The organism is Bacillus sp. MAG717A, assembly GCF_036884855.1.
GTDB lineage: Bacteria > Bacillota > Bacilli > Bacillales > Bacillaceae > Bacillus > Bacillus safensis.
The window spans coordinates 3,061,698-3,079,874 of record NZ_CP145733.1 but is presented as its reverse complement, the minus strand read 5'-3'; the positions used below and the strand labels follow the sequence as shown (position 1 = coordinate 3,079,874).

19 protein-coding genes and 1 pseudogene are annotated in these 18,177 nt (G+C 41.4%); 1 reads left to right on the top strand and 19 read right to left on the bottom strand.

Going from position 1 to position 18,177, the window contains the following annotated elements; genetic code table 11:
• Positions 1-11: 11 nt before the first annotated feature.
• Positions 12-815 carry a 4-hydroxy-tetrahydrodipicolinate reductase gene (gene dapB / locus V6Z54_RS16005; RefSeq protein WP_338527484.1) on the bottom strand — a complete coding sequence of 268 codons (804 nt, stop codon included), beginning with the start codon at positions 813-815 and terminating at the stop codon, positions 12-14.
• A 5-nt stretch (positions 816-820) separates the two neighbouring features.
• Positions 821-1,156 (bottom strand): nucleotide pyrophosphohydrolase, encoded by a 336-nt coding sequence (locus V6Z54_RS16000; RefSeq protein WP_024422788.1) that lies wholly within the window; start codon positions 1,154-1,156, stop codon positions 821-823.
• Between the two features lie 137 nt (positions 1,157-1,293).
• Between V6Z54_RS16000 and V6Z54_RS15995 the strand changes: the two genes are divergently transcribed.
• Entirely contained in the window at positions 1,294-2,166 is an 873-nt protein-coding gene (locus V6Z54_RS15995) for a YitT family protein (protein ID WP_024422789.1), read from the top strand.
• Between the two features lie 29 nt (positions 2,167-2,195).
• On the opposite strand, the gene ypjB is transcribed toward V6Z54_RS15995, so the two are convergent.
• The 17 genes and pseudogenes from ypjB to trpE all read right to left on the bottom strand — a co-directional run bounded on the left by ypjB (position 2,196) and on the right by trpE (position 18,137).
• Positions 2,196-2,999 (bottom strand): sporulation protein YpjB, encoded by an 804-nt coding sequence (ypjB, locus tag V6Z54_RS15990; RefSeq protein ID WP_034280441.1) that lies wholly within the window; start codon positions 2,997-2,999, stop codon positions 2,196-2,198.
• 65 nt (positions 3,000-3,064) lie between these two features.
• Positions 3,065-3,658, bottom strand: a complete 594-nt coding sequence (locus tag V6Z54_RS15985; protein ID WP_041085871.1) for a DUF1405 domain-containing protein — start codon at positions 3,656-3,658, stop codon at positions 3,065-3,067.
• 100 nt (positions 3,659-3,758) lie between these two features.
• Entirely contained in the window at positions 3,759-4,526 is a 768-nt protein-coding gene (locus V6Z54_RS15980) for a menaquinol-cytochrome c reductase cytochrome b/c subunit (RefSeq protein WP_039179522.1), read from the bottom strand.
• 41 nt (positions 4,527-4,567) lie between these two features.
• Positions 4,568-5,242 (bottom strand): menaquinol-cytochrome c reductase cytochrome b subunit, encoded by a 675-nt coding sequence (gene qcrB / locus V6Z54_RS15975; protein WP_003215804.1) that lies wholly within the window; start codon positions 5,240-5,242, stop codon positions 4,568-4,570.
• Positions 5,243-5,244: 2 nt separating this feature from the next.
• Positions 5,245-5,751 (bottom strand): ubiquinol-cytochrome c reductase iron-sulfur subunit, encoded by a 507-nt coding sequence (locus tag V6Z54_RS15970; RefSeq protein WP_007500911.1) that lies wholly within the window; start codon positions 5,749-5,751, stop codon positions 5,245-5,247.
• Positions 5,752-5,895: 144 nt separating this feature from the next.
• Positions 5,896-6,342, bottom strand: coding sequence for a YpiF family protein (locus tag V6Z54_RS15965; RefSeq protein WP_041085875.1), 447 nt, complete (start codon positions 6,340-6,342; stop codon positions 5,896-5,898).
• A gap of 61 nt (positions 6,343-6,403) precedes the next feature.
• Positions 6,404-6,943 carry a ReoY family proteolytic degradation factor gene (locus V6Z54_RS15960; protein WP_008344562.1) on the bottom strand — a complete coding sequence of 180 codons (540 nt, stop codon included), beginning with the start codon at positions 6,941-6,943 and terminating at the stop codon, positions 6,404-6,406.
• Between the two features lie 75 nt (positions 6,944-7,018).
• On the bottom strand, positions 7,019-8,290 hold the full coding sequence (locus V6Z54_RS15955; protein ID WP_041085878.1) for a tetratricopeptide repeat protein: 1,272 nt from the start codon (positions 8,288-8,290) through the stop codon (positions 7,019-7,021).
• 280 nt (positions 8,291-8,570) lie between these two features.
• Positions 8,571-9,857: a 3-phosphoshikimate 1-carboxyvinyltransferase gene (gene aroA, locus V6Z54_RS15950; protein ID WP_338527483.1), complete on the bottom strand. Its 1,287-nt coding sequence runs from the start codon at positions 9,855-9,857 to the stop codon at positions 8,571-8,573.
• Positions 9,858-9,867: 10 nt separating this feature from the next.
• Entirely contained in the window at positions 9,868-10,983 is a 1,116-nt protein-coding gene (locus V6Z54_RS15945; RefSeq protein WP_041085882.1) for a prephenate dehydrogenase, read from the bottom strand.
• A gap of 115 nt (positions 10,984-11,098) precedes the next feature.
• Entirely contained in the window at positions 11,099-12,196 is a 1,098-nt protein-coding gene (hisC, locus tag V6Z54_RS15940; protein ID WP_338527482.1) for a histidinol-phosphate transaminase, read from the bottom strand.
• Positions 12,197-12,207: 11 nt separating this feature from the next.
• Positions 12,208-13,011, bottom strand: coding sequence for a tryptophan synthase subunit alpha (gene trpA / locus V6Z54_RS15935; protein WP_075611565.1), 804 nt, complete (start codon positions 13,009-13,011; stop codon positions 12,208-12,210).
• Positions 13,004-14,206, bottom strand: a complete 1,203-nt coding sequence (trpB, locus tag V6Z54_RS15930) for a tryptophan synthase subunit beta (RefSeq protein ID WP_269103351.1) — start codon at positions 14,204-14,206, stop codon at positions 13,004-13,006. Before trpB ends, trpA begins: the two co-directional genes overlap by 8 nt.
• Entirely contained in the window at positions 14,187-14,855 is a 669-nt protein-coding gene (locus V6Z54_RS15925; protein WP_075611567.1) for a phosphoribosylanthranilate isomerase, read from the bottom strand. Before V6Z54_RS15925 ends, trpB begins: the two co-directional genes overlap by 20 nt.
• Positions 14,852-15,604: an indole-3-glycerol phosphate synthase TrpC gene (gene trpC, locus V6Z54_RS15920; RefSeq protein WP_269103349.1), complete on the bottom strand. Its 753-nt coding sequence runs from the start codon at positions 15,602-15,604 to the stop codon at positions 14,852-14,854. Before trpC ends, V6Z54_RS15925 begins: the two co-directional genes overlap by 4 nt.
• Complete coding sequence (gene trpD / locus V6Z54_RS15915; protein WP_059377969.1) at positions 15,597-16,619, bottom strand: anthranilate phosphoribosyltransferase; 1,023 nt, start codon at positions 16,617-16,619, stop codon at positions 15,597-15,599. The genes trpC and trpD overlap by 8 nt, the downstream gene beginning before the upstream one ends.
• Positions 16,591-18,137: pseudogene (gene trpE / locus V6Z54_RS15910) on the bottom strand (anthranilate synthase component I). Before trpE ends, trpD begins: the two are co-directional and overlap by 29 nt.
• Positions 18,138-18,177: the final 40 nt, after the last annotated feature.

Sequence of the window (18,177 nt, the reverse complement as noted above, 5' to 3'; positions counted from 1 at the left end):
TCCACTCCTTATTAGTCGATGATATTTTCTAAACCATAAACGAGCTGATCAATGTGCATGACCTGCTCTACTGAAAGCTTCACGCCTGACATAAAGGATGCACGGTTATAAGAATCATGACGAATGGTGAGCGTCTGTCCGTCCATTCCAAACAGCACTTCTTGATGTGCAATCATGCCAGGAAGTCTCACGCTGTGCAGACGGATACCATCATAATCTGCTCCTCGTGCACCTTCGATCAATTCTTTCTCTTCTGGATGTCCCTGTTTTTTGCTTTCTCTTACTTCTGAAATCATTTCAGCCGTTTTTAAGCCCGTACCGCTTGGGGCATCTAGTTTTTTATCATGGTGAAGCTCAATGATTTCAACGTCAGGAAAATAATTCGCTGCCATTTTGGCAAATTTCATCATTAAGACCGCACCGACAGCAAAGTTTGGTGCAATAATACAGCCTATGCCCTTTTCTTCTGTTAATTGCTGAAGCTCTTTTAGGTCATCTTCTGAAAATCCAGTTGTGCCTACGACTGGACGCACGCCATGTTCAAGTGCTTTTTTTGTATGTACTTTCCCGATTTCTGGTGTTGTTAAATCAATTAATACATCTGGTGCTGTTTCTGAAAGACACACATCAATATCCGTATAAATTGGCGCATGAGATGTCGTATGAATCACATCAGATAATTTTTTTCCTTCATGCGCGTGATCAAGTGCTGCCACCAGCTCAAAATGGCCTGTTTCTTCCGCCAGCTTCACAGCCTCTATCCCCATTCTTCCTCTTGCTCCAGCGATTACTACTTTGATGGTTTCGTTCGTCATCGTCTCTACTTCCCTTCTTTTTTCGTCCAGCGGTCTTTATCTCTTGTGTTGAATTTATGCATCACACGATCATGTGCTTCTTCTAGTGAAATATCAAGTGAATTAGCGAGGCATGTTAACACAAACAAAACATCACCAATTTCTTCTTCCATGCTTTTTTCTGTTTCCGTTGTTTTTTTCGGCTTTTCTCCATAGTAATGGTTAACCTCTCTTGCCAGCTCCCCTAATTCTTCTGTCAGACGGGCCATCATGGCAAGCGGGCTGAAATAGCCTTCTTTAAATTGTCCTATGTAATCATCTACTTCTTGCTGCACGTGACGCAGCGTTTTTTCTTTCGTCATGAAGCTCATCCTCCTATCCATCTCTTACATGTTAGCGAAATCATAAATATTTGACAAATGTTTAAGACTCAGTTTGCTTGTTTCTCTCCCATACCATATAATATTATCGCTGTCTAAGCAAAAAAAGGAGTGATCTCTTGCTAAAAGAAATTCGTCTTAAAAATATCGTATTTATTTTAATAGGATCTGCGATTTTTTCTTTCGGTCTTGTTCATTTTAATATGCAGAACAATTTGGCGGAAGGCGGATTTACAGGTATTACACTGCTTTTATATTTTCTATTTCACATTGACCCATCTATTTCAAACCTTGTCTTAAACATTCCGATCTTTTTTATTGGCTGGAAAATGCTCGGCAGAACGATGTTTACTTATACAATTGTAGGCACAGTCAGTCTTTCTGTCTTTCTTGCCATCTTCCAGCGCTTTCAAATACATATGCCTCTCCAGCACGATTTAGCCTTAGCCGCCCTCTTTGCAGGTGTGTTTATCGGAACAGGCCTCGGGATCATCTTTAAATTCGGCGGTACAACAGGCGGTGTGGACATCATTGCAAGACTGATCAACAAGCATTATCAGGTGGCCATGGGACGAACAATGTTCATCTTCGACGCATGCGTCATTACCATTTCTCTTACCTACTTAAATTATAAAGAAGCGATGTATACACTTGTCGCAGTATTTGTAGCTGCGAAGGTCATTGACTTCATGCAAGAAGGCGCTTACGCTGCCAAAGGCGCCATGATTATCTCTGAAAAAGATGACATCATTCAAAAGAAAATCACGGATGAAATGGAGCGCGGTGTCACCATCTTAAAAGGGGTCGGTTCCTATACGAAGCAGGAGCGCAACGTCCTTTATTGCGTCGTTCCAAAAAACGAGCTTGTCCACCTCAAAAGCGTCGTGACCTCAGTCGATCCTCATGCGTTCGTATCAGTCAGTGACGTGCATGATGTACTCGGTGAAGGCTTTACATTAGATGAACACAAAAAGCCGCTCAACCCGCATTAAAAAAGAAGCACCAGTTTTGGGCTTCTTTTTTATGATTTAGGATAATCCGCCTGACGTTTTTGCTTCTTTTCTTTTTCAGCACGATATTTCCGAAATCCAACATACGTTAACGTTAGTAAAATGATACTCCCGGTTGTTAAGATGACCCATAAAAGCGATGGATCAGCTTCATCTTCATCGACGTGAGCAAACACACTCGATAAATCCTCTTCCAGCTTCGTGAGACGTTCAAGCTTTGTCCCACTTGATGCTTTTAAAAATTCACCTTGCTCAATCACTTCCATGTGCTGCTTAATCGTCTGGAGCTTTTCAGGCGAAATATCAATGGTTAAACTCGGATAGATCATATCGTATAAAGAAACCAGCTCATTCCAAGTTTCATAAAATGTCGTTGATTCTGGATCTTTCACTTCTTTTTTCAAAGTAGGAAAAGACCCCATAATGGGCTTCTCGAGCGAACCCCAAAGAGGCTCAGAATCCGACTGAATCGCATCAAGCAGCATTCTAAATTGAGAAGCATAACGAAGCTTTTCGCGCTCATTCAATTCTTCCTGCGGCAGCCCTTTTATCATATCTTGATAGCCAAGTGTAATTTGCCGAATCTGCGTATTCGTCAAAGTTCCACGCCAATTCTCAGCTTTAAATGTCTTTTCAACATACAATGCGACTTGTAATGCCTCATCATATTTAGCTTGTCTCGTTAATTGAAAGATGGAATCTGATAGTTCCGTTAATTCTTGCAGCGTGTTAGCAGCTGTTTCCTCACCTTTGGCAACAGCCGGATGTAATACGAGAAAAAATAATAGAATCATCGCGATTGGCTTTCGTTTCATGCAAGTCCCTCCTAGCCCTTCTCCATACAGCGTATGAAGAAAAGGACAAGGTTAGACCAACATTGTTAAGGGAGTTCCAGCTTGACCGATTTTTTCGATAGAACGAGATAATACGAAACAAGAAGAACCGCGATACTTAACCAAAACGTCGCATAGCCGATCTCGTTTGAATAGGCAGACAGCATAGAATAACGCGGCATCATACCAAATACATAATCAATCACATCGTTATGTAAAATCCAAATTCCCGCTACCACGAGGTGACGCATTTGAAAACGATAATACGGCGCAAACAATACAGCCTGAACCGCCATCGCAAAGTGAGACCCAATCAGCATGTAGCCTTCCCACGGAAAATCATCAACAGATAAAAGCACAAAGATATTCATTCCTACCGCCCATAGCCCATATTTAATCAAGGTCACAAGAGCAAGTGCTTCAAAATAAGGAGCATTTCGTTTCATCAAAAACGCAAGTAATACAAATAAAAAGAAAAAGCTGGCCGTTGGACTGTCTGGTACAAAAGCTAAAAAGACAGCCGGCGTCTCTACGAGCTGCGGAATATACCAATAGTATCCATAAACAGTGCCAAGGAAATTGATCATAAGCACCAGCACAAGTATGTAGCGCGTCGCTAGCAAATATTGAATCCATCTCATATGTCTCTTCACTCACGATCTGTTAAAATCAGAAAAAAGCTGACAGCGCCAGCTTTTTCTCTTTTGAGTATATCCTTGTACTTGCATTTAAACAACTGAATTATTTTGATTTGACCTCAGATAAATATTTAGAGAGCTTCTCGAGTTCTTCATCACTGCCTTTAAAGACACCCTTAGGCATGTTGCCTTTTCCTTCTACAGCGATTTTAGCAATCTCCTCAGGCGATAGACCGTTGTCAACGAGTGACGGTCCGGCTGCTCCGCCCTGCATGTTATCCCCGTGGCAGGAGATACATGTCTGCTCTTGATAAATTTTATACTCTTCAGCTGAAGTATCAATCTCTGCTTCTTTCTTAATCTCACCTTGTTTTGCGGCTGCTTCCCAATCATGGGTTGCAACAGACTCCCACGTTAAATATGTTGCTGCGCCGACTGCAAGGATCATCATCCCGACTGCAATTGGTCTTCTATACGGTCTGCGTTCTGGACCTGAATCAAGAAATGGCGCGAGCAAAAGTGCACCAAACGCGATTCCAGGCATAATCATCGCGCCAACGACAGTGAAGCTACCTGCAGCAAATTCATATTTTAATAACTGGTACAAAAATAGGAAATACCAGTCTGGCAGCGGAATATAGCCAGTATCTGTCGGATCAGCCATCCGCTCAAGCGGAGGCGCATGAACAACAGTTAGGACAAGAAATCCAATTAAAAAAACGGCACCTACAAGCCATTCCTTTAAAAGAAAGTTCGGCCAAAAGGCTTCTGTTTTTCCCGGATATTCGGAATAGTCTTTAGGTATGTTAGGTTTTCTTTCTGCCGGTATCCTGGAATCTCCGACAAACTTCATCCCTTTTCCCCTATGCAAAGTCATCCCCTCCTCATTGAACATTCATCAAACGCAACATTTTATAGCGGTCCAGAAATTCCTTGCTTACGAATCATAATAAAGTGGGCAGCCATCAGCCCAAATAATGCCGCTGGCAAGAAAAAGACGTGGATAGCGAAGAATCTCGTCAGCGTTTGTGCCCCTACAATGTCAGGATGACCTGCAAGCAGCGTTTTGATCTCTTTACCAATGAAAGGTGTTGCTTCTGCTATTTGAAGACCAACCTTCGTCGCAAACAGCGCCTTCATATCCCAAGGTAAAAGATAACCTGTAAAACCAAGTCCAAGCATCACAAAGAAAATGAGCACTCCAACAATCCAGTTCAGCTCTCTAGGCTTTTTATACGCCCCTTGGAAAAAGACCCTTAGCGTATGTAAAAACATCATCACAATGACTAAACTCGCACCCCAGTGGTGCATCCCTCTGACAATCTGGCCAAATGCCACTTCATTTTGCAAATAATAGACAGATTCCCAGGCATTTTTAATATCCGGCACGTAATACATCGTTAAAAACATGCCCGACAGGACTTGAATGACTGTCACAAAAAATGTTAAACCGCCAAAACAATACACAAAAGCGGAGAAATGATGTGCTGGATTGACGTGCTCTGGCACCTCGTGATCCGCAATATCTCTCCATATCGGTGTAATGTCGAGCCGCTCATCTACCCAATCGTAAATCTTGTTAAGCATCGTTACCCTTCCCCTTTCGGCACAGCTTTTCCAAGATAGAGGTATCCGTCCTTCACTTGCTGCTTATAATGGTCAAGCGGTGCAAGCGGTGGAGTTCCGGGTACGTTTGTACCATCCTTGTCGTACAGCCCATAATGGCACGGGCAGAAAAATTTGTTTGGATTTTTCGGATCACTGTTCCAGTTCACTGTACATCCTAAATGTTTACAGATTGGCGATAAAGCGACAATTTCATCCCCTTCTTTGTACACCCATGCTGACCTAGATTCCTTTGACTCATACCATGCATCTACTTGATCAATTTTAAAGTCAAAGCGCTTCGGTTCCTTTGTCAGTTCATCTACACTGACAACTTGAACCATATCCTGATCCTCTGTTCCTTTAAGCACAGGGTCAAGCGCAAAGCGAACCATAGGCATGAGCATTCCAGCGGCCATAAATCCCCCCACGCCGGTCAACGTGTAATTCAAAAATTGACGCCTGGACACTCCATGTCTCTTCTCGCTCATTTTTTTCTCCCCCCCTCAGGTCGTCAGCTACTTTATAACTGAATTAGAAAAAATTTCATAAAACTAGGACACCCTCATAATATATCAATCTATTCACAAGGTCAACATCCTAAAAAGCTATGTACAATGCAAATGTAAGGGTTTTTATGAAGGGTTCCATTTTTGTAACAAAAAGTTCAAAATTTGTTCTACACTGTCTTGAATGACTTTTTGCTTTAATTCAACCTTCAAATGCTCCAGCGGAACCGGCTTGAGCAAAAATAGCGATTCGCTAATCTCAGCATGCTCTTTCCACTGGTGATCAGATGTGATCAGTGCGACATGCTGAAAATGATCTTTGAGCGACTGCTTCATTGTGAGTATGTCTTCTTGTTTCCGGTCACTCACTTCTAAATATGTATGTGGTGGAAAAAGAAAAACCCGCCCTTTTAATTGTCTTTCAAGTTCCTCTGCTACAAGAATAGTAAACTCTCCTAAAGACACGGTTTGTTTCATTTGATCTGCGTTAACCCCAACTAATGGAATGATAGCGGTATCAATGTAAGCTTTAGATTGCAAAAAGCGATCCGCGTCCTCTGCTTGAAACTTCATCAATTTCCCCTCTTTCATGACATAAGCCCTGCCTGTATAGGGCAAGGCTTATTCGTTCAGTTTATGACAATAGGCTTAATTCTTTTGCCAGCTTATTAAATGTTTCTTGATCATGGCGGTCAAGTGCTTCATCTATCTCTTTCATGAGCCGTTCTTTTTGGAAAGTTGCGATTGAGTGCTCAAGCACTTTCTCAGCAAGATCCTTATCTTTTTCGTTCTCATAAAGATCCTTCGGAATATGGGGATTTGTTTCAAGAACAGCTGCATATTCCGGCGAACGATAAGCAGAACGGAAATTCAATTGAATAAACAAATCCTGCTGTTTATTCAAACGAATATCATGAAATGACTTTTCAGCATCTGTCGTCATGATGTTTTCTTTATAAAATCTAAAGGGAACTTCATCCACACAGTGTGTTGACATGATGATTCCCCTTGGGCAAAATTCTGCTTGCTCTACAAAATGAACCTTTTCCATCAAAGAGTCGTGACTCATTAAATAATTTAATATCCAAACACACTCTCTTCGCTTTAGCTGATAATGGTTTAAGAACCACCGGATAAATTCCTTTTTTTCATTGACAGAAACAGGGGTCTGCATGTTATTCCCTCCTCTATCGTAAATTAAATTGCTATACATGAATTATTCAACAAACCAGTTCTTCATTCCTGCAAACTATAAGGAAATTTCGTCTTCAATTCTTAAAATTGTTTCTTCAATTTCTTCATTCGTGCCATCTTTCTCTAGAACTTTGCGTAATAACGGTAATGCTTCTTTTTGTCTGCCCTCTTCTAAAAGGAACGAAGCGTATTCATATAAAAAGTCACGTTCCTCATCAAAATCAGGCAGGGCAAGCTTGAAATACTCGGCAGCTTCTTTGTATTCTTCTCGCCCGACAGAAGCAGACGCAGCATACCAATTCCATTTTGGATCATCTTCCCCAAAGCTTTTAACCTCTTTAATAACATCTAGAATTTCATCAAACAGCTCTTCATTTAAATAGATCGCCAGCAATGTTTGAACTGCTTCAATATAACCCGGATCGAGAGCAAGTGCTTCTTGAAGCAGTTTTTTCGCATCTGCTGAATCCCCATTTTTCAAATCAATCTTGGCACCATATAAATATAATTCTTTGTTATACTCATCAACTTTAATACCCTCTTTTACTACCTCTAAAGCCTCGTGATATAGTCCTTCTTCCTCATAACTTTTCGCTAAAGGCATATAAAGTGACGAATAGGACGGATCAATATCTTTCAGTTCTGTAAGCTGCTGAATGGCTGTTTTTGTTCTGCCAGCCCTCATCGCTGTAAATCCGTAGCCAAAAAGAGTGTTCGGGTCTGCTTGATCTTTTACTGCCTTTTCGTACCATTCAAGTGCATCCTCAAATTCTCCAGCTGTACTGAGTGATTCAGCAAGCCGCTGATACACATTGACACCGCCAACCTCATGCTGTTGATCTGCCACTTTGTAGAAAAAATCAGCCGCTTTCTTTGAAAGACCTTGAGAAAAATACAACTCACCTAATGCAAAATCGATGATGGCTTCATTCGGAAGTAGTTCTTTCGCTTTTAAAAGCTTTTGTTCACTGACTTCAAATAGTCCTTGCATCTGATACAAATCTGCCATTAACAATAAACTCTCTGGGTACGCATCATCATCTTCAGGAATCGTTTCTAATACTGCAATCGCCTTCTCTTCTTCATCAGAGTCAATCAGCAGCTCTGCATAAAAACACGTTAAACCTGTTTCCTCTGGATATAAATCATGTAAATCACTGATGAGATTCCGTGCTTTATCGATATCTCCCCAATCATAATATAATTGAGCCGCTTGCGCCTTTTCTTCATCATGCAAATGCTTTTCTGCTTGAGCAAGTGTTTGGAGTCCTTTTTCAGTCTCACCCGCCTCAACTAATTTTATGGCTTCTTGTAATGAACTATTCAAATCAAACCGTTCCTTTCTGTTTCCAAAAACCTAAACTATTGTTACTTCATATCATAATCGACAGGTGCACATCCAGCAAATATGTTGCTCTTTTAAAATGAACCCATTTTTATGTTTTAAAGACTGTTTTTCATTTCATCCTATACGAAACTGATGATTTGTAAACTGCAGACACTATTTTTATCGGACAAAATGTTTTTTTTCAAGGTTTCACCTTGAGACAAGCTATGCTATATTTCTGACAAATATGCAGAAGGAAAGAAAAAGCCTGAGGACATCCTCAGACTGTTTTCGTTAAATATTCAATGTGTTCAAAGAAATTCGGGTATGAGACACGAACAGCTTCTGTATCTTCAATCTCAATTGCTTGCTTTGTCACACATGCGGCAATTCCCAGCATCATACCGATACGGTGATCTCCGTAGCTTGAGACGACTGCGCCGCCTTGAAGCGTAGTTTTACCATGAATCTTCATACCATCATCTGTCGCTTCAATATCAGCACCGAGTTTTTTAAGTTCTGATACGACTGTATCAATTCGATTGGTTTCTTTTACTTTTAACTCAGCAGCATCTTTAATGATTGTTGTTCCTTCTGCTTGGGTCGCAAGAAGCGCAATTATCGGAATTTCATCGATGAGTCTTGAAATCATGTCACCAGAAATTTCAATCCCTTTTAATGATGAAGTAGAAATGGTTAAATCACCGTACGGTTCTCCGCCTTTGGCATCTACTTCATTGATTTCAAGATTTGCCCCCATAAGTTTCAGTACATCAATAATACCTGTTCTTGTTTTGTTTAGCCCGACATTTTTTAAGACAATACGGCTATTAGGAACGATTGATCCAGCTACAAGGAAAAATGCAGCTGAAGAGATGTCCCCAGGAACAAATATATCTGTTGCTGTTAATGTTTGGCCGCCTTCAAAGGAAACACTTTGTTCATCTTCATCTAGCTTTACACCAAACATAGAGAGCATTCTTTCTGTATGATCTCTTGATTTATGTGGTTCAATTAATGTCGTTGTGCCCTCTGCTTGCAGCCCAGCTAAAAGGACAGCCGACTTAATTTGTGCACTTGCCACCGGAGACTCATAAGTTATGCCTTTTAAATGACCGCCACGAATAGACAGGGGTGTATACTCGCCATTTGCTCTGCCGTCTATTTTGGCTCCTAGTTGTTTAAGCGGAACCGTCACACGTTTCATTGGTCTTTTGGCAATACTCTCATCACCGATTAGTGTACTGTGAAACTCACAACCAGCTAATATCCCCATCATTAATCGGATGGTTGTACCAGAATTGCCAACATCGAGAATGTCAGACGGCTCCTTGAGCTCTTTCAGCCCCTTACCATGAATGACAACATCTGTCCCTTTTTGTTCAATTTCAACGCCCATCTTTCTAAAGCAATCAATCGTACTTAAACAATCAGCTCCAGGAAGAAAGTTTTTTACTACTGTGGTCCCATCAGCAATTGCACCAAACATCACTGATCTATGTGAAATAGATTTATCACCTGGGATATGAATTTCTCCATTCATAGGAGCATTTTTATGAATTTTCATGTTTGTCACCTCAGTCAGCATAAAATGTATCGTAATTCGCTCTATTTTTTATACAGATTTCTGCACGCTTGCGGTCGTCATCTGTTTGAAAACTAATGCGTAAAATCCCATTAATGTCTTCCCGCGTCTCAATAATACGGATATTTGTAATACTAATGTTTTCACTTGCAAGATGCCCTGTAATCTCCGAAATGACCCCAGGGTGATCCGGAACATCGACATACAGATCATAAAAAGCAGGAATAGCTCCTTTTTTCCTTAGAGGAAGTCCATCGCGATATTCCTTTGCATCTTGAAAATAAGAGAACAATCCTTCAGCATCTTCATGCTGTACGAAGGTCTCAATGCGGTTAATCTCTTTTTTCCATTCATGAAAACGGTCTAAAATCTTGTGTTTATTGTGCAACAGGATATCCCGCCACATTGCAGGATTGCTTGAAGCAATTCGTGTGATATCACGAAAGCCTCCAGCAGCAAACCGTTTAACAAGTGGGAATTGTTCTTCAAAATGATGCGCTTGATGCACAAGACTGGCTGCAACAATATGAGGAAAATGGCTAATGACACTTGTCACAGCATCATGTTCTTCTGGTGTCATCTCGATGAAATGAGCATTTGTCCCCTTTAACAAATCCATCAACCGATCAACAGCTTGACGGTTTGTTTCCTTTGCAGGCGTTAAAATGTAGAACGCATTTTCAAATAAAAAGTCTTTTGCTGCAATAACACCTGACTTATGAGAGCCTGCCATTGGATGGCCACCAATAAATTGGTAATGTTCAGGCAGCGCTTTTTCAGCAAAATGGACGACCTTTTGCTTTGTGCTGCCGACATCAGTGATTGTTAGCTCTCTTTCAATTCCAGAGTCTGCAATATCGCTAAGCATCTTTACTGTTTGCTGGACAGGTGTTGCCAAAATAATGGTCGAAGATTCTTCTAATCCAGCCAGAAACGAATCAGCTGTTGCATCAATAATTCCCAGCTTTGTTGCAGCAACCATTTGCTCTTTGGAAACATCAAATCCTACAATTTTTTTATGAGGATACTCTTTTTTAATCGAGAGTGCAATGGACCCACCGATTAAACCGAGTCCAGCGATTAATATTGTTTCGTTTGCATCATTCATATTCATCACCTGATTTTTCGCGAAAATTAAACAACCTATTTCAACAGCTTATATGTATAGGAGGTTGGTACAATGAAAGCCATATCCTGCATTAGGATATGACTTTATGGTTATGCTACGCACGAATGCCTTGCAGTAAATCGGCAAGTGTACTTAGAATTTCTTCATTTTGCTCTTTTGTTCCGACGGTAATACGTAAAGAAGTCGGAAAACCAAGTGCTTTACCGGAACGAACAATGTAACCTTTTTTCAATAATGCATTGAACAATTCATCTGCATCTCGTTTAAAATCAATCAGCACAAAGTTTGTTTGAGATGGATAGATATATAGTCCAAAACGGTCAGCGAAATCTTGGTATTGCTTGAGACCTGCTTCATTTTTTTGTCTGCATGATTGAATAAAGTCTTGATCTTTTATCGCTGCACGCGCAGCTGCCTGAGCGATACGGCTAGTATTAAACGGTTCTCTCGCTGGTTCAATGGCAGTAATCAGCTCTTCTGACGCAATCCCGTAGCCTACTCGAAGTGCTGCAAGTCCGTACGCTTTAGAAAACGTTCGAAGTACAATGACGTTTTGATAGGATTGTAATAAAGATAAACTGTCTGGAAAATCTTCCGCACGAACGTATTCAACATACGCTTCATCTAGTACAACAAGCACGTGAGCCGGCACTTCGTCTAAAAACGCCACAAGCTCAGATTCTGACAAATGATTTCCTGTCGGGTTATTTGGATTACATACCCAGACAACCTTCGTGTTTTCATCGATCGCATCCAGCATGCCCTTCAGATCGTGAGCTCCTCCATCTAAAAGAGGCACTTCTCGAATTTCAGCATGTTCAATCACTGCATTGTGACGGTATTGCGGAAAAGATGGAGATGGGATGACGGTATTTGTATGTTGATCAAGGAATGCTCTTGCAATAATTTGCACAAGTTCATCTGAGCCATTCCCGAAAATTAATTGTTTTTCACTTACTTGAAGAAATTCAGCCAGCTCCGTTCTTAAACTTGCGCTGTATCCATCTGGATAAATCGCTAAATGTTCGAGCTCGGCCTGTATCGCCTCTCTTGCATGTACGGAACATCCAAAAGGGTTTTCATTTGAAGCCAATTTCACAATTTTGTCTAATTGATATTCTTTTTTGACCTCTTCAATTGGTTTTCCAGGTTGATACGGTTTAAGCTGTTTTAATTGATCTTTGATTTGCAAAATGTTTCACCTCATTTGAATGAATAGAGGGGACTAAATGTTTTTGCATATGTTTCAAATTCTCTTAAAGCCTCTTGACGTGTATCACTTGCCAGCAATTGTTCTTGAAGCTCTTCAATTCTTTTCACAAGTGCACTGCCGACAACGACGCCGTCACTCAGTTTATTCATTGAGTCTACCTGCTCTCTTGTTGAGATGCCAAAACCGACCGCAACCGGTATGTGACTCAGCTGTTTCACTTGTTGAATAAAATCTGTAATTGACGCGTCAAAGGATTGTCTGACACCTGTTACACCAAGAGATGAAACACAATACACAAAACCTTCTGCCTGCTCTACAATGTTTACTAATCGTTCCTTGCTTGTTGGTGCAACGAGTGAAATATATGAAATGTCATGGGTTTGACAGTTCTTTTGCAGCTCGCTGCTCTCTTCAAACGGCAAGTCGGGTGTTAAGAGTCCCGAAATATGATTTTTGCGCAGTAAAGCGAAAAAGTATTCTGTGTCTAATTGTAACACAGGATTATAATACGTAAATAGAATTACAGGAATTTTTACACCGTTTTTTTTCATCTTCCCTGCTAATTCTATCGCTTTTACGATATTCATGCCATGATTTAGAGCTCTTTTGGAGGCTCTTTGAATGACAGGACCGTCCGCTAGTGGATCGGAATAAGGAACTCCGAGTTCAATCGCATGTGCACCGGCTGCTTGAAGGGAGATAGCTAAATCAATCGTGATGTCTTCTGACGGATCTCCTGCTGTGATAAATGGGATGAATAATTTTTCGCCTTGCTCTAATTGAAATCTAATCATTTTGTTTTCCCTCACTTTCAAGCACGTTCATTAATGTATGCACATCCTTATCGCCTCTTCCTGACAGGCAGACAAGAACGATTTCATCTTCATTCATCGTCTTGCTTACCTCAAACGCCTTGGCGAGCGCATGTGCAGATTCAATTGCTGGAAGTATACCTTCTTTTTCAGTCAGCAGTTTTAGGGCATCTAGTGCTTCTTGATCTGTCGCACTCACATATTGAACCCGTCCACTCGCATGTAAATAGGCGTGCTCTGGTCCAATTCCCGGATAATCTAAACCAGCGGAAATCGAATATGGCTCAATAATCTGGCCAAATTCGTCTTGGATTAAATAGGTCAAAGACCCATGGATCACACCTTCGGTTCCTTTCGTGATGGTTGCAGCATGGAGCGGCGTATCGATTCCTTTTCCAGCTGCCTCTACCCCAATGATATCTACCTCTTCATCTAAAAATGCCCGGTACATTCCAATGGCATTACTTCCGCCTCCAACACAAGCAATGACTTTATGTGGAAGTCTTCCCTCTTTTTCAAGCAGCTGCTCTTTTGCTTCATCACCAATCATGCGCTGGAATTCGCTGACGATTTGAGGATACGGATGAGGGCCTACGACAGAGCCGATCATATAAAAATGATCACTGCAGTGCTGAACCCAATAGCGGATGGCTTCGTTCGTAGCATCTTTTAATGTGCCATTTCCGCTTGTGACAGGTATGACTTCAGCGCCAAGCAGTTTCATTCGGAAGACATTGAGTGATTGTCTTTCGACATCTTCTTTTCCCATAAATACCGTGCAGGATAACCCGAACTTTGCGGCTACCGTTGCAGCAGCTACTCCGTGCTGGCCTGCGCCTGTTTCCGCGATGATGTTTGATTTCCCCATTTTTTTCGCAAGTAAAGCCTGCCCAAGCGCATTGTTAATTTTATGAGCACCTGTGTGGTTTAAATCTTCTCTTTTTAAATAGATCTTTGCGCCGCCGAGATATGCTGATATTTGGTCAGCATATGTAAGCGCAGTTGGTCTGCCTGAATAGTTTCGAAGTAGTGATACATATTCTGCTTGAAAAGCAGGATCTTCTTTTAATTCACGAAATGCCTGTTCGATTTCTGCAAGTGGCTGCATGAGCGTTTCCGGGACAAATTTCCCTCCGAATTCTCCGTATCTGCCAATCTCATTTGGATATGCGTACATCATTTAACATCCTTTCTTCGAGCGCTTCGATCTTAGCGCTGCTTTTCTTTCCGTTTACTTCTATTCCGCTTGAAAGATCGATCGCTTCTGGACCATAGGCGAGCAGACCTGCTATCGTTTCTGGTGTGATGCCGCCTGCAATTATGCAAGTTTTCTCCAGCCGCTTTGCATGCTTAACGTATAGAGGCACTGCCTCCCAAGCAAAAGCTGTTCCAGAGCCGCCCCTCATCCCTATTACTTTCGCATCAATGAGGAAGCCATCGACAACAGGTGCAAATGCCGTCATTTTTTCAAGCGTGCTTGTGACATCGGGCTCGTGGTGGAACACTTTCCAAACGACAGCCCCTGTTTGTTGTTTGATTTCTTTTGCGTCATCCTGCGTTTCATCTCCATGAAGCTGCACAATATCTAAAGGTACATGTTTTGTGATCTCGCACATTTTTTGGATCTTTTCATTTACAAATACACCAGCAATCTTTTTCTTACACTTTGTTTGGATGAGCCACTGTTTCACTTGATCTGGCTGGACTTGTCTTTTACTTGGAGCAAAAATAAATCCGATGGCATCTGCGTGAGATTTCGCAATACATTCCACATCTTCTTGTGATACTGCTCCGCAATATTTTACATAAGGCTTCATCCTGTTCATTCTCCAAACAATGTCTGAACGGCTTTTTCTTGTGATTGTTCTCTCATTAATGATTCTCCTACAAGGACTGCACCCGCTCCATGTTTCTTCACAAAGGTTAGATCATCAAATGTTTGAATACCGCTCTCACTCACTAGTAAAACCTCTTTTGGGACGAGGGGGGCAATCTCTTTTGTTTGTTCAACTGTTGTTGTAAATGTATTTAAATTCCGGTTGTTTACTCCAATGATCTCAGGAGTGAACAACTTCAAAATATTTTCCAGTGTATCTGCTGCATGTACTTCGACAAGGACATCAAGGCCTTTCTCCTTTGCTTCAGCATAGAGCTCGTGCAGCTTTTGCGGCTCAAGTACTTCTCCAATTAATAAAATGGCATCTGCCCCTATACGTCTTGACTCTTCTACCTGTATGGAGTCAATGATGAAATCTTTTCTTAAAATTGGCCGATCTATGTGTTTTTTAATGAGGGATAAGTATTCGTTTTTTCCTTGAAAGAATGGTTCATCCGTTAAAACAGATAAGCAATCAGCGTTGGATTTTTCGTAAGCTTTTGCTGTTTGTAAAGGATCAAAATTTGGTTGAATGATTCCTTTGGAAGGAGACGCCTTTTTCACCTCAGCAATTAGACCAATTGAGCGATGAGGATTCATGAGTGCTTCTTTAAATGATCGTCTTTCAAAGTGCTCATCTACTGGTAACTGCAATGTTTGGATATGTTCTTTTTTGCGGGCAATGATTTGATTAAGCATAGATCTCTTCCTCTCTCGTTTTTTGTTTTAAACGAGCCAATTGCTCTTTGGCTGCGCCGTTTTTGATCGTTTCAATCGCTTTTAATGTTCCTGCCATGAGGTTTTCTGATTTCCCTGCGACATATAAAGCCGCTCCAGCATTCAGGGCTGTAATATGAAGCGGCGCCCCTACTGTTTGATGATTCAATATATTCTGAATCAATTTAGCACTCTCTTCCGGTGATTGGACCTGAATATCTGATAAATATCCTTTTTGCAGCCCAAAGTCTTCTGGATTGAGTGTATATTCTGTCATGACATCTTTTTTGAGTTCAATCACATATGAATTTGCTGTAATCGTTAATTCATCCAGCCCATCTTCTCCGCAAACAAACAGCACATGTTCTGGCTCTAATGGCGCAAGGGCTTTTGCCATTAATTTTGCCTTTTCCTTTGAGTAGACGCCGATGATTTGCTTTTTGGCTTGCATTGGATGGCAAAGCGGGCCTAATAGATTAAATACCGTCCGGAAGCCGAGCTGTTTGCGGACTGTGGCTACTTGTTTCATAGATGAATGATACAATGGTGCAAATAAAAAGCCCATGTTTTTCTCTTGTATTTGTCTTCTTGTTTCTTCTGGTGTGGATTGAATGTGAATTCCAAGACACTCTAGTACATCGGCACTCCCGCTTTTAGAAGAAACTGATCGATTTCCGTGTTTGGCGATTTTGGCTCCAGCAGCGGAAGCGACAATCGCAGCGGCAGTTGATATATTAAAGGTGGAGAGTCCATCGCCTCCTGTGCCGCAAGTATCAACAACATCAAGCGATCGTTCCATTGGTGCTGCATTTTGCCGCATGGCTTTCACAAAACCCGTCATTTCTTCAGCGGTTTCTCCTCTATGCGCTAAAATCGAGAGACTAGCAGCGACTTCAGCATCTGTTAAAAAGCCGCTCATCATATCATGCATGAGTTTATTTGCTTCATTTTCTGATAGAAATCCTCCATTAACAAGAGCTGATAGTCGGTGATTCATCCTGCACACTCTCCTTTTCTGAGAAAATATGTTCTGCAAGCTGAATGGCTTTCAGAAGTGCTCCTGCCTTGTTACAAGTCTCTTCCCATTCATTTTCTGGGACAGAATCAGCCACAATGCCGGCGCCTGCTTGTATAGAAGCGGTCTTATTTTGACGCTCATCGTACGAATGGTAATACAGGAGTCGATATTGCCGTCGAATCCAATATAGGCAATACAGCCGCCATACGTTTCCCTTGGCTCAGGCTCCATTTCATTTAATAATTGCATCGCTCTTATTTTCGGGGCACCTGTTAATGTGCCTGCTGGGAATGCGGACATGAGCGCATCAACTGGATGTGTATCCCGCTTTAGCTTTCCTGTCACAATGGAGATGATGTGCATGACATGTGAAAAATTCACTACTTTTGTAAAGGTCGGTACGGATACACTGCCGTATTCTGCCACACGGCCTACATCATTTCTTGCAAGGTCCACTAACATGTAATGCTCCGCTTTTTCCTTTTCATCTTCAAGCAGCTCTCTTGCAAGCTCAGCATCCTCTTCTCTTGTTGTTCCTCGTTTTCTTGTGCCTGCAATAGGATGAATTTCTAGATGCCCGTTTTTGGCATGGATTAATCGTTCTGGCGAGCTGCCGACTAAATCACGATCTTTTAATTTCATAAAATACATATAAGGAGATGGATTCACAATCCGAAGCACTCGGTATAACTCAAATGAACTCACTGATACAGGGATATCAAATCGCTGCGAGAGTACGCCTTGGAAAATGTCACCCGCTCGAATGTATTCTTTGATTTTTTCTACGTCTTTTAAGAATTGCGCTTTTTCATAGGTTGACGTCACATGTTCAAAGGATGGCGGCTCATTTATATTCCCTGATAAAATCAGTTCTTTCATATCAATTTTTGTATGGAGCTTGTGAATCATCTGTTCAAGCTGTTTTTGTTTTTCTTTGTAAGCACGTATTTTTTCGTCTTCTGTTTCATTACCGGCAAGCTGGGTGTACTGGATAAAATGAACATGATTTGTTTCATGATCAAAGGCGATCATCGTTTGGCAGACAAATAATGTGCAATTTTCTGCCAGCGATGCGCTGCGGTGAGGCCTGACAGAAGGTTCAATGTTTGGGATCAGATCGTAGCTTAAGTACCCAACAGCCCCGCCTGTAAATGGGATGTCAATATCTGGCGTTTTGATTTGATATTGCTCTTTCATCCAATCCAGCAGTTCTTTCAGCTCTTGCTTTTGCATGACTTCCTGCCCCGCAGCGTCACGTGCAACGTATTTGTTTTGGTCATCATGTAAGGTTAAAAACGGGTGCAATCCAATGAAGGAATATCTAGACCAGCTGGAAGACTCATCTTTGCTTTCTAGCAAATACACAATATCTTGTTTGAGTTTTTCAACAATTTGAATCGGTGAAAGCGTATCGACTGTAATGGTTTCAACAATTGGAATCGTTTTGTAGGACTCACTGTCCTTTAAAAATTGGGTCAAGTTTGATTGGGAATTCATAAGCACACTCCTTAAATGGGATTAAGGAGAATGAGGGGAC

Bases quoted from the DNA above. Each gene is read 5' to 3' on its own strand.
- trpD (WP_059377969.1), bottom strand. From the start codon at position 16,619: ATGAATCACCGACTATCAGCTCTTGTTAATGGAGGATTTCTATCAGAA.
- V6Z54_RS15925 (WP_075611567.1), bottom strand. From the start codon at position 14,855: ATGAACAGGATGAAGCCTTATGTAAAATATTGCGGAGCAGTATCACAA.
- V6Z54_RS15945 (WP_041085882.1), bottom strand. From the start codon at position 10,983: ATGAATGATGCAAACGAAACAATATTAATCGCTGGACTCGGTTTAATC.
- V6Z54_RS15985 (WP_041085871.1), bottom strand. From the start codon at position 3,658: ATGAGATGGATTCAATATTTGCTAGCGACGCGCTACATACTTGTGCTG.
- aroA (WP_338527483.1), bottom strand. From the start codon at position 9,857: ATGAAAATTCATAAAAATGCTCCTATGAATGGAGAAATTCATATCCCA.
- qcrB (WP_003215804.1), bottom strand. From the start codon at position 5,242: ATGCTTAACAAGATTTACGATTGGGTAGATGAGCGGCTCGACATTACA.
- dapB (WP_338527484.1), bottom strand. From the start codon at position 815: ATGACGAACGAAACCATCAAAGTAGTAATCGCTGGAGCAAGAGGAAGA.
- trpC (WP_269103349.1), bottom strand. From the start codon at position 15,604: ATGCTTAATCAAATCATTGCCCGCAAAAAAGAACATATCCAAACATTG.
- V6Z54_RS15965 (WP_041085875.1), bottom strand. From the start codon at position 6,342: ATGAAGTTTCAAGCAGAGGACGCGGATCGCTTTTTGCAATCTAAAGCT.
- trpB (WP_269103351.1), bottom strand. From the start codon at position 14,206: ATGTACGCATATCCAAATGAGATTGGCAGATACGGAGAATTCGGAGGG.
- V6Z54_RS15970 (WP_007500911.1), bottom strand. From the start codon at position 5,751: ATGAGCGAGAAGAGACATGGAGTGTCCAGGCGTCAATTTTTGAATTAC.
- V6Z54_RS16000 (WP_024422788.1), bottom strand. From the start codon at position 1,156: ATGACGAAAGAAAAAACGCTGCGTCACGTGCAGCAAGAAGTAGATGAT.
- V6Z54_RS15960 (WP_008344562.1), bottom strand. From the start codon at position 6,943: ATGCAGACCCCTGTTTCTGTCAATGAAAAAAAGGAATTTATCCGGTGG.
- trpA (WP_075611565.1), bottom strand. From the start codon at position 13,011: ATGATTAGATTTCAATTAGAGCAAGGCGAAAAATTATTCATCCCATTT.
- ypjB (WP_034280441.1), bottom strand. From the start codon at position 2,999: ATGAAACGAAAGCCAATCGCGATGATTCTATTATTTTTTCTCGTATTA.